Genomic DNA, 10,290 nt, shown 5'->3' on the forward strand with positions numbered 1-10,290 from the left:
GATGGCGGCGATCGTGCAGTTCGAGAACGTGGGCCTTCGCTATGACCAGGGCGAAGAGGTGCTGCGCGACATCACCTTCTCGCTCGTGCCCGGCGCCTTTTATTTCCTTACCGGCGCCAGCGGGGCGGGCAAGACGTCGTTGTTGCGGCTGCTTCACCTGGCGCGGCGTCCCAGCCGCGGGGTGATCCGGCTGTTCGGCGCCGATGTCGTCACGCTGCCGCGCGCGCGGATGCCGATGCTGCGGCGTCGGATCGGGATGGTCTATCAGGATTTCCGGTTGATCCCGCATCTCTCGGTCGCGGACAATATCGCGCTGCCGCTGCGTATCGCCGACACGGCCGAGGAAGAGGTCCGCGAGGCGACCGGCGAGATGCTGGCGTGGGTCGGGCTCACCCACCGCGCCGGGGCGAAGCCGGCGACGCTGTCGGGCGGCGAGCAGCAGCGCGTCGCGATCGCCCGCGCGGTGGTGGCGCGTCCGGACATCCTGCTCGCGGACGAGCCGACCGGCAATGTGGACGATGCGATGGCGGACCGGCTGATCCAGCTCTTCGCCTCGCTCAACCAGCTCGGCACGACGGTGGTGGTCGCGACGCACGACCTAAACCTGCTCGCGCGCGTTCCGACCGCGCAGATGATGCGGATTGCAGCGGGGCGGCTGGGTCAACCGGCGCGGCGGGAGCGCGCATGACCGCCGCGACCGCCCGTCTGCTCGATAGCGCGCGTGACGGCTGGACGATGACCGGCGTACTCGCGGTGATGATCTTCCTGGCGGTACTGGCGACCGCAGGCGGCGTCGCCACCGCAGCCGCCGGCCGTGCACTGGGTGCCGCGATCGAGGGGCAGGTGACCGTGCAGATCGTCTCCGGCGACGCCGCAACGCGTGAGCGACGCACGGCGGAGGTCGCCGCCGCGTTGCGCCGGCTGCCGGGCGTGTCGCGTGTGACTCCGGTCTCGCGTGCCGAGCTGACGCGGTTGCTCGGCCCGTGGCTGGGGAGTGCGGCCAGCGAGGATGATCTGCCGGTGCCGGCACTGATTGATGTTTCGGTGGTACCGAACGGCGATGTGGCGGGTGAAATCCGGCGTCTCGTGGCACCGATCGACCCAGACATGCGCATCGACGCGCACGGTTTGGCACTGGGCGGTACCCAGGCGCTGTTGAGGACCGTCACCCTGCTCGCCGCCGCGATCGTCGCGCTGATGATCGCCGCGGGGATGGCGATGGTGCTGCTCGCGACCCGCGCCGGTCTGGCGGCGCATCAGCTGTCGATCGAGGTGATGCACCGGCTCGGCGCCACCGATGGTCAGATCGCGACCCTGTTCTGCCGCCGGATGGCGCGCGATTCGGCGCTGGCCGCGGTGATCGGCGCGCCCGCGGCATGGGGGGTGATCCTGCTGCTCGGTCAGGTGGTTGTGGCCTCCCGGGCGGAATTGCTCGGCGGGATGACCCTTGGACGCGCCGGCTGGGGTGTGGCGGTCGCCTTGCCGCTCGCGTTCGTCGCGCTGGCGGCGCTGGTCGCCTATCTGGGGGTCCGCCGCGCGCTGGGACGGCTGACATGATCCGGCGCGTCGTCGCCTTGGCGTTGTTGCTGTGGATGCTGGGCTTTGCTTTGTTCATGCTGGCCCTGCCGCAGCCCGCCGACCCCGAGCTTCGCACCGACGGCATCGTCGTTCCCACCGGCGCGGCGGGCCGGATCGCACGCGGGCTCGACCTGCTCGAACACGGTCGCGCGCGGCGGATGCTGGTGACCGGCACGGCGCCGGGGGTTACGCGCGCCGATCTGGCGCGGGTCGCGGGACATGCCGCGACGATCGCCTGCTGCGTCGACCTTGGTGCCGAGGCGGTCGACACCCGCAGCAATGCCGAGGAGACCGCCGCCTGGGTGCGGGCACGCGGCTATCGATCGATCCGGCTGGTGACGTCGAACTGGCATGCGCGTCGTGCGGCGCTGGAGCTTGGTCCGGCATTGGGCGAAGGGGTCACGGTGCTGGTCGACGGCGTGGATGCGCAGCCGACGCTGACGCAGGCCTTCAACGAATATAACAAGCTGCTGCTGCGCCGATTGGTGCTGTGGGGGGAGCGACTGCGGTGAACTGGCTGCGCACGATCGTGTTTCGCGCGATCTTCTATCTTGCTTCTGTACCGATCGTTGCCACGACGCCGGTCGCCGCGCTGTTCGGGCAGCGCGTGGTGATCGCGCATGCCGATCGCTGGTCGCGGCTCCACCGGGTGCTGATGCGGCTCATCCTCGGCATCCGCGCGAAGGTGGAGGGCGAGGTGCCGGTCGGGCAATTCCTCTACGTCGCCAAGCATGAGGCGATGTACGAGACGCTGGAGCTGCAACTGATCCTCGGCTCACCGGCGATGGTGCTCAAGCGCGAGCTAATGCGCATCCCGCTATGGGGCTGGTCAGCGGTCAAGTACGGCGCGCTGGTCGTCGATCGCGAGGCGTCGTCCAAGGCGCTGCGCACGCTGATGCGCGAAGGCGCGGCGGTGCGGGCGACCGGCCGATCGGTGATTGTCTATGCCGAGGGGACACGGGTGCCACATGGCGAGTCGCCGCCGCTACGTTCCGGTTTTGCGGGTCTGTACAAGGCACTGGCGCTGCCGGTGGTGCCGATTGCGCTCGACAGTGGGCGGTTGCTTCCGAAGAAGGGGGCCAAGAAACCGGGCGTGGTCACAATACGGATCGGCGAAGCGATCCCGCCGGGGTTGCCGCGCGCCGAGGCCGAGGCGCGCGTCCATGCCGCGATCAACGCGCTCAATCATTGAGTCTTCAGGCTTTTCCTTCCAGTTTCGCCTTCAATCCGGCCAGCGCGCCGAACGCACCCGCTTCCTCCTCGCTGATCACTCCGGCCTGCTTCAAAACGGCGGCGGCGTCCGGGCTGCGCGGGAACGGATCGAGCGCGAGCGCCATCGTCTCGGCCGACGCTTCGCCGAGATCGATGCCACCGCCCTCGATCTCGATCGTGTCGAGCGCATCGCCGGAGAGTTCGACTTCCTCATCGCCTTCGGCCGCGGTGGCGGGTTCCACGAAGCGCAGCGCGACCTCCTCATCGACCGTCGTGGGCAGCGGGGTGCCGGTAACGGTGCAGCTCTGCACGACCGCAGCACTGACACGGCCGCGCGCGATTACGGCGGCACCGTCTCGGCGGATCGCGAAGGTGGCGCTCAGGCGGTCGAGCGAAACCAGGCCGAACCGGCGCGAAAGGGCGAGCCGCTCCTCGGCATCGGCTTCGATTGCCACCTGACGGTCTTCGCCGCCGATCGTGTCGAGCCGCTCGACCCGCGAGAATTCCGTCGTCATGCCCATCGTCCTTCCATCAATTTCGGCAGGGAGACGCCGTTCAGCGACTTGCGGAACGCGGTCAGCTCAGCGCGTACATGCGTGACCGCGGCGGCATCCGGTGCCTGTCCGCGGTACACATTGCGGACCAGCGCGGCATCGAAGTCGCCACCTGCCAGCCCGTCACGATAGGCGCCCAGCCGGCCGCCGAGCATCCCCATCATCCGGCCGACATGCTTGCCGACTACCATGTCGCCGAAGCCGATTTGCCGCACCTGCGCGTCCATGTCGTCGACGAAACGCTCGGTGAGCCGTGCGATCGGCTCGGCGCCGTGCGAATCCTCCTCCAGCCGCAGCAGCACCATCGCCAGCACCGCCGCGACCATGTCGAACCGCCCGTCGAGCGTGTCGGGCACCGCGCCGTCCAGATACCAATGCGGGGCACGGGCGCGGGCGATGACCGCATCGTACAGCGGCAAGGCGGCGTCGCGTTCGCGCCGTCCCAATACCTTCGTCAACCAGCCCACCGTTTCATCCCTTTGCCGTTCCGCGCGATCCATTCGGCCGCGCGCTTGTTTCGCCGCGCCGCTGGGCATATTGAGGCGGACGGCCGCAATGTCCACGCGCGCCTGTGACCGGAGTATCGATGCGCCCGCTGATCTTCCTCGCCCTGGCCGGCGTTCTTGCCGCGGGCTGTGCTCCGCTCCGCTCGCATCAGGGCTATATCGTCGATGCCGATCTGGTGAACGCGATCCAACCGGGGGTCGACAACCGCCAGTCGGTTCTCGCCACGCTGGGCACGCCGAGCTTCGCCAGCCAGTTCAACCAGGGTGACTGGTACTATATTGCGCGCGACAGCCGCAATTATGCGTTCAACGCCCCGCGCCCGAAGGATCAGCTGACGCTGCAGATCAGCTTCGATCAGGCGGGCAACGTCAGCGCCATCCGCAAGTCGGGGGTGGAGCAGGTCGTCAGCCTGAAGCCCTATGGCAAGACCACCCCCACGCTGGGCCGCGAGCGTGGCTTCTTCCAGGATCTGTTCGGCAACATCGGCGCGGTCGGCGCGGCGGGTGCGCCGGGCGGGGCGGGGCCAACCGGGCGTAACGGCCAGTAACGGCGATCCTTTCGGATCGCTGACGCCCGCGTTCGCGGACCGTTCAGCGCGACGCCGGCATTGGTCCTCCATGAACGACGCGACACAGGGTCGCGCCGCCGCGAAGGAGGATCAGTGATGCGTAACCTTGTCACCGCCGCCCTGCTTGCTGCCACCGCACTGTCGGGCGTTGTGGCATCGGCACCTGCCAGCGCACAGTCGCGCGAAGAATTGCGGCGCGATCGCCGCGACATCCGCCAAGAGGCACGCCAGCTTGATCGCGCCCGCGCGCGCGGCGACTGGCGCGACGTGCGCGCGCAGCGCCGCGATCTGCGCGAGGCGCGGCAGGAATATCGCGAGGATCGCCGCGACCTGCGCCAGCAGCGCCAGTGGCAGCGCGATCGCCGCGAATGGCGTGCCGACATGCAGCGCTGGCGTGCCGGGCACCGCGATCTGTATGCGCGGGGCGGCTGGCAGGCGCCGTTTCGTTATCAATCGTTCCGTCCGGGCACACGAATCGGCCCAAATTACTACGGTGCGCGCTACGTAATCGCCGATCCGTGGCGGTATCGACTGCCCGCCGCGCCGGTCCGGGCGCGCTGGGTACGACATTATGACGATGCGCTGCTCGTCGATTACCGTCGCGGCGTCGTGCTCGATGTGGTGCGCGGTTTCTACTTCTGAGCCGGTGATACGGCCGCGCCGCCATTAACGCGGCGGCGCGGCCGGTACCGGCTTGGGTCGGCACCGGTCCCGAAAGGGGGAAAGGGGACCGCAGCGGCAACGATCGGTCGCTCATTCGGTTCGTGGGTCAGCACGCTTCTTCGGCGTCGTTGCTTTTCTGCCACAGTCTTGCCATCGATGCGGCGGTCGGGGGGCAGTCAGCATGGGTCGCAACGCGCAATGATGGTCGGGCTGGACGGCTTCGATCGCGCCGTGTCGGAACTGGCGTTGTTCGCAGCGGTCGTCATCCTGTTGGGGGGGATCGACGATGTGCTGATGGATCTGGTGTGGTGGCGCGTCCGGCGGCGCGAGCCGAATTGCATGGACGTGCCGGTAGCGCCATGCCTGCCGCTGGCGGTATTCGTGCCCGCCTGGGACGAGCAGGCGGTGATCGGCGCGATGCTGCGCGCGACGCTCGCGCGCTACGACCATCCCGATTACCGGGTCTTCGTCGGATGCTATCCCAATGATCCGGGAACCTTGGCCGCCGTGGCCGCGGTGGCGGCCGACGATGCGCGCGTGCGCCGGGTGGTGGTGCCGCACGATGGCCCGACCACCAAGGCGGATTGCCTGAACGGGCTGTGGCGCGCACTGGTCGCCGACGATCGGGCGCAAGGGCGGACGACGGCCGCGATCGTGCTTCATGATGCGGAGGATGTCGTCGACCCGGCCGAATTGCGGGTATTCGACGACCATCTGCGCGATGCGGCGCTGGTACAATTGCCGGTGGTGCCGCTGATCGATGCCAAACGACGGCTGGTCTCGGGTCATTACGCCGATGAATTTGCCGAATCGCACCGGCGGGATCTGACAGTCCGTTCGGCACTGGCGGCGGCGGTGCCGCTGGCGGGAGTGGGATGCGCGATCCGGCGCGACGCGCTGGAGCAGCTCGCTGGCGGGAGCGGGATGCCGTTCGAGCCGCACAGCCTGACCGAAGACTACGAGTTCGGCCTGCGGGTCGCCGCGCTGGGGCTGCCGGCGCGGTTCGTGCGGTGGCGTGAGACGGCGGGCGGTCGCCTGATCGCCACGCGGGCGTTCTTTCCCGACACGATCGACACCGCAGTGCGCCAGAAAGCGCGCTGGGTGGCGGGGATCGCGCTATCGGGGTGGGATCGCACCGGCTGGGGCGCGCGGGTGCATGGCGCGGAATATTGGATGCGGATGCGCGATCGGCGGGGTTTGCTGGCGGTGGCGGCGCTGCTCGCTGCCTATCTCGCGCTGGTCGGGTGGGGGGTGTCGTCGCTCCTGCACGCCATCACGGGCAGCGAGGCGGTGGCGGTCGGACCGGGCCTGCGCGTCTTGCTGATGCTCAATACCGGGCTGTTGTGCTGGCGGCTCGGCGCGCGCGCCGCTCATACGAGCGCCGAACATGGCTGGCGCGAGGGATGCTGGTCACTGCCGCGCGCGGTGGTCGCCAATTATATCGCGATGCTGGCAGCCCGGCGGGCCTTGTGGCGATATGTCACGACGCTGTTCGGCGCCGCGCCCCGCTGGGACAAGACCGCGCACCGCTTCCCCGAGCAACTGCCGGAGGCGACGTGAGGCACGGCGGGCGACCGCTGCGGTTTCTGGTGCTGGTGTTCGGCGCGTGGATCGGGCTTCGAAGCTGGCAGCTCTGGCCCGATCCGCCGGTGCCGAAGCTGATCCGCCACGCCATGCGGCGGATCGGCGCGCGCCGCGATCCCCCGGGACCGATGATCATGTCGCGACCGCCAAGCACCATCATCGTGGCAGCCTCGACTGGCCCGACCGAAAAGACGACCGCGCCCGCATACGAGATGCCGGCGATCGTCGACCCGCCGATCATGGCATTGGCGACGCCCGATCCGCCCGCGATTCAGCAGGAGGCATCGCCTTCCTATCTGGTCGGGCTGCTCGACATGGTGCGTTATGGTACGCCGCTGCCCGCGACCCCGAGCGCGCGGCACTGGTCGGCAAGCGGCTGGGCGATGCTGCGGGGGAGTAGTGCCGGCAGCGGGGTAGCGACGCCGCAATTGGGCGGATCGCAGGCCGGGATCAGAATCGCGCGCACCCTTGATCGACAGGGGCGCCTCGCGATCGCAACGCGAGTCGCGATGGCGCTCGACACTCGGCAGCAGGAAGCGGCGGTCGGCCTTGACTGGCGACCGACCGCCTTGCCGGTGCGAATCGTCGCGGAACGGCGGATCGGGCTTGCGAACCAACGCGGCGGCACCGCCGTCGGGCTGGTCGGCGGGGTGAGCGACCGGCCGCTGCCAGGCGGCTTTCGATTGGATGGCTATGCGCAGGCGGGAACGGTGATCCGCGCCGAGCCCGAAGGCTATGCCGATGGCGCGCTGCACGTCACCCGTCGCGTGACCGGTAGCGGTGGAGGCGCGACGATCGCGCTGGGTTTCGGCGTATGGGGCGGCGCGCAACGCGACGCTCTGCGGCTGGACATCGGCCCCGCGGCGACGTTGGACGCGCCAATCGGGCACGCGTCGCACCTGCGCTTCGCGGTCGAGTGGCGGCAGCGTGTCGCTGGCGATGCGCGGCCTTCATCCGGGCCGGCGCTGTCGATCGGCACCGACTATTGATGGCATCGCGCCCGCGAACCCGCTAGCGGTTCGACCCGTCATGGACATCTATCTGCCGATCGCGAATCTGTCGGTGAACGCACTCGTGATGATCGCGCTGGGCGCCGGCGTCGGGTTGCTGTCGGGAATGTTCGGGGTCGGCGGCGGGTTCCTGACCACGCCGCTGCTGATCGTCTACGGCATCCCGCCGACCGTTGCCGCCGCCTCCGCCGCCAGCCAGGTGACCGGCGCCAGCGTCTCGGGCGTGTTCGCGCATTTCCGGCGCGGCGGGGTCGATACGCGGATGGGGACGGTGCTGGTGATCGGCGGCGTGCTCGGCTCGCTGTTCGGCGCGTGGCTGTTCCGGCTGCTCCAGCAATGGGGGCAGATCGATACGACCATCGCGATCACCTATGTGCTGCTGCTCGGCTCGATCGGGCTGATGATGCTGAAGGAAGCGGTCGACGCGATCCTGATCGCCAAGGGACGGCGCAGCGCACCGGCGCGGCGGCGGCGGCACCATCCGCTGGTCGCCAGCCTGCCGTTCCGCACGCGCTTCTACGCCTCGGGGCTGTATATCTCGCCGCTGGCGCCGCTGCTGCTCGGGTTCTTCACCGGCATCCTGACGATCCTGCTCGGCGTCGGCGGCGGGTTCGTGCTGGTACCGGCGATGATCTACCTGCTCGGCATGTCGACCGCGGTGGTGGTCGGGACCAGCCTGTTCCAGATTCTGTTCGTCACCGCCGCCGCGACGTTGGTGCACGCCACCACCACCAAGGCGGTCGATATCGTGCTGGCGGGGTTGCTGCTGATCGGATCGGTGGTCGGCGCGCAGGTCGGCGCGCGCTTCGCGGCGAAAGCGCGGCCCGAATATCTGCGGCTCGCACTGGCGTTGATGGTGCTGTTGGTGGCGGGGCGGATCGCGCTCGGCCTCGGCTGGCGACCCGACGAAATCTATACGGTCGAGCTGTCGTGAGGGCCGCACTGCTGCTGGCCGCCGCGCCGCTGTTGATGGCGCAGGCCAAGCCGGTGCTGGTGCCCGATGTCTCGCAGCGCGAGATCGACATCGCCTACAGCTTCGCCGGGGCCGAGCTGCTGCTGTTCGGCGCGATCATCTACCCCGGCGGACGGACGCCGACCGACACCAAGGGCGCGGATGTCGTGGTGGTGGTGAAAGGTCCCACGCAGTCGATCGTGATCCGCGAGAAGGAGAAGGTCGCCGGCATCTGGGTCAATGCCGGGCGGCTGCGCTATCGCTCCGCGCCGTCCTTCTACGCGGTCGCCTCGTCGCGGCCGCTGAACGAGCTGGTCGATGCGCGCACCCGCGCGATTTACGAGCTGGGGCTCGACAGCCTGCAACTGTCGCCCGCGTCCGCCGCGCCGTCGGAGGTGCAGGATCGCTTCACGCGCGGGCTGGTCGAACAACGCGTGCGTACCGGGCTGTTCTACGAAGCGCCGCGGGCGGTCGAGATCAGCGACGGCGTACTGTACCGCGCGCGGGTGTCGATCCCGGCGCGGGTGCCGGTCGGGCGCTTCACCGCCGAGACCTTCCTGGTGCGCGACGGGCGCGTGCTGGCGGTGGCGGTGCGCGACATCGACATCCGCAAAAAGGGGTTCGAGCGGTTCGTCGCGCAGGCGGCGGATCGCCATGAGTGGCTGTACGGCGGAGCGGCGGTGTTGCTGTCGGTCGCGCTCGGCTGGGGTGCGGGGCGGCTGGCGCGACGCTGATCGCATCCACCCGATCTTTACGGAAGACGCGGTAGGGCCAGCACTTCCCAGACCTTGGACGCGCTCTCGCCCATGAACGACATCCCCGCCTCGTACACCTTCGACGCCGCAATCGCCGCTGCCTTCTCGGGCGCAGGGCCGGCGGAGGAGGACGCCATGGCGATCGGCTTCGTGTGCCAGATCGCGGGGGGCCGCGGCGAGCTGTTGCTCGACCGCGCCGCGCTCGACGGCTTGCGCGCGCATCGTGATCCGGTGCTGGCAATGGCCGGGCAGGTCGGCGGACAAGTGAAGGTACGGGTCGGCGCGACGTTGCTGATCGCGACGACGCGCGCGCTGCGGCTGGCCGACGATCGCGGCGAGGCGGTGATCGCCGAGGTCGATTTTCTCGGCGAGGGCGATGAGGAACGGCTGACCGGGCGGATGCAGCGCTTCCGCCGCGGGGTGACCAGCTATCCGATCCCAGGCGCGCGGGTGTTCGCGGTCGACGGGCAAGAGCTGCGCGAGATCTATGCCGCGCGCGGGCGGGCGGCGATCGAGATCGGCACGGTTCATCCCAGCCGCGACGTCCGCGCCTCGCTGTATGTCGACGCGATGCTCGGCAAGCATTTCGCGCTGCTCGGCTCGACCGGCACCGGCAAGTCGACCGCCGCCGCGCTGATCCTCCACCGCATCTGTACGCTCGCGCCGCAGGGCCATGTCGTGATGATCGACCCGCACGGCGAATATGGCGCGGCGTTCGGCGAGGCTGGCGCGCTGTTCGACGTGTCCAATCTCCAGATGCCGTACTGGCTGATGAATTTCGAGGAACATTGCGAGGTGTTCGTCACCTCGACTGGCGCGGCGCGGCAGGTGGATGCCGACATCCTCGCCAAATGCCTGCTCGCCGCCAAGGCCAAGAGCCGGGCGGGGCAGGAGATCGCCAAGCTGA

At 69.3% G+C, this 10,290-nt stretch carries 13 protein-coding genes; 11 read left to right on the forward strand and 2 right to left on the reverse strand.

Features of this window, described 5'->3' with window-relative positions; translation table 11 throughout:
* The first annotated feature begins 1 nt into the window (after position 1).
* The 4 genes from ftsE to AADI75_RS05575 are packed head-to-tail and all read left to right on the forward strand — an operon-like array spanning position 2 to position 2,770.
* Positions 2-688, forward strand: coding sequence for a cell division ATP-binding protein FtsE (gene ftsE / locus AADI75_RS05560; protein WP_341208049.1), 687 nt, complete (start codon positions 2-4; stop codon positions 686-688).
* A complete protein-coding gene (locus AADI75_RS05565) occupies positions 685-1,557 on the forward strand; it encodes a permease (protein ID WP_341208050.1) in 873 nt (290 codons plus the stop codon). The genes ftsE and AADI75_RS05565 overlap by 4 nt, the downstream gene beginning before the upstream one ends.
* Positions 1,554-2,090, forward strand: coding sequence for a YdcF family protein (locus tag AADI75_RS05570; RefSeq protein ID WP_341208051.1), 537 nt, complete (start codon positions 1,554-1,556; stop codon positions 2,088-2,090). Before AADI75_RS05565 ends, AADI75_RS05570 begins: the two co-directional genes overlap by 4 nt.
* Entirely contained in the window at positions 2,087-2,770 is a 684-nt protein-coding gene (locus AADI75_RS05575; protein WP_341208052.1) for a lysophospholipid acyltransferase family protein, read from the forward strand. Before AADI75_RS05570 ends, AADI75_RS05575 begins: the two co-directional genes overlap by 4 nt.
* Before the next feature lie 4 nt (positions 2,771-2,774).
* Here the strand turns inward: AADI75_RS05575 and AADI75_RS05580 are convergent, their stop codons facing one another.
* Positions 2,775-3,305, reverse strand: a complete 531-nt coding sequence (locus tag AADI75_RS05580; RefSeq protein WP_341208053.1) for a DUF177 domain-containing protein — start codon at positions 3,303-3,305, stop codon at positions 2,775-2,777.
* A complete protein-coding gene (locus AADI75_RS05585) occupies positions 3,302-3,811 on the reverse strand; it encodes a ubiquinol-cytochrome C chaperone family protein (protein ID WP_341208054.1) in 510 nt (169 codons plus the stop codon). Before AADI75_RS05585 ends, AADI75_RS05580 begins: the two co-directional genes overlap by 4 nt.
* A gap of 119 nt (positions 3,812-3,930) precedes the next feature.
* On the opposite strand from AADI75_RS05585, the gene bamE reads away from it, so the two are divergent.
* From bamE to AADI75_RS05620, 7 genes are all read left to right on the forward strand, one after another.
* Entirely contained in the window at positions 3,931-4,398 is a 468-nt protein-coding gene (bamE, locus tag AADI75_RS05590) for an outer membrane protein assembly factor BamE (protein WP_028967438.1), read from the forward strand.
* A 117-nt stretch (positions 4,399-4,515) separates the two neighbouring features.
* Positions 4,516-5,061, forward strand: coding sequence for an RcnB family protein (locus AADI75_RS05595; RefSeq protein WP_341208055.1), 546 nt, complete (start codon positions 4,516-4,518; stop codon positions 5,059-5,061).
* 222 nt (positions 5,062-5,283) lie between these two features.
* Positions 5,284-6,642 (forward strand): glycosyl transferase family protein, encoded by a 1,359-nt coding sequence (locus AADI75_RS05600; RefSeq protein WP_341208056.1) that lies wholly within the window; start codon positions 5,284-5,286, stop codon positions 6,640-6,642.
* Positions 6,639-7,655 carry a hypothetical protein gene (locus tag AADI75_RS05605; RefSeq protein WP_341208057.1) on the forward strand — a complete coding sequence of 339 codons (1,017 nt, stop codon included), beginning with the start codon at positions 6,639-6,641 and terminating at the stop codon, positions 7,653-7,655. Before AADI75_RS05600 ends, AADI75_RS05605 begins: the two co-directional genes overlap by 4 nt.
* Positions 7,656-7,695: 40 nt before the next feature.
* Complete coding sequence (locus tag AADI75_RS05610) at positions 7,696-8,610, forward strand: sulfite exporter TauE/SafE family protein (protein ID WP_341208058.1); 915 nt, start codon at positions 7,696-7,698, stop codon at positions 8,608-8,610.
* Positions 8,611-8,645: 35 nt separating this feature from the next.
* Positions 8,646-9,362 carry a TIGR02186 family protein gene (locus AADI75_RS05615; protein WP_341208061.1) on the forward strand — a complete coding sequence of 239 codons (717 nt, stop codon included), beginning with the start codon at positions 8,646-8,648 and terminating at the stop codon, positions 9,360-9,362.
* Positions 9,363-9,518: 156 nt separating this feature from the next.
* Positions 9,519-10,290, forward strand: a 772-nt coding sequence (locus AADI75_RS05620; protein WP_341208062.1) for an ATP-binding protein, incomplete at its 3' end; no start/stop codon positions are given.

Origin of the sequence: uncultured Sphingomonas sp. (genome assembly GCF_964021865.1) — a bacterium.
Lineage (GTDB): Bacteria > Pseudomonadota > Alphaproteobacteria > Sphingomonadales > Sphingomonadaceae > Sphingomonas.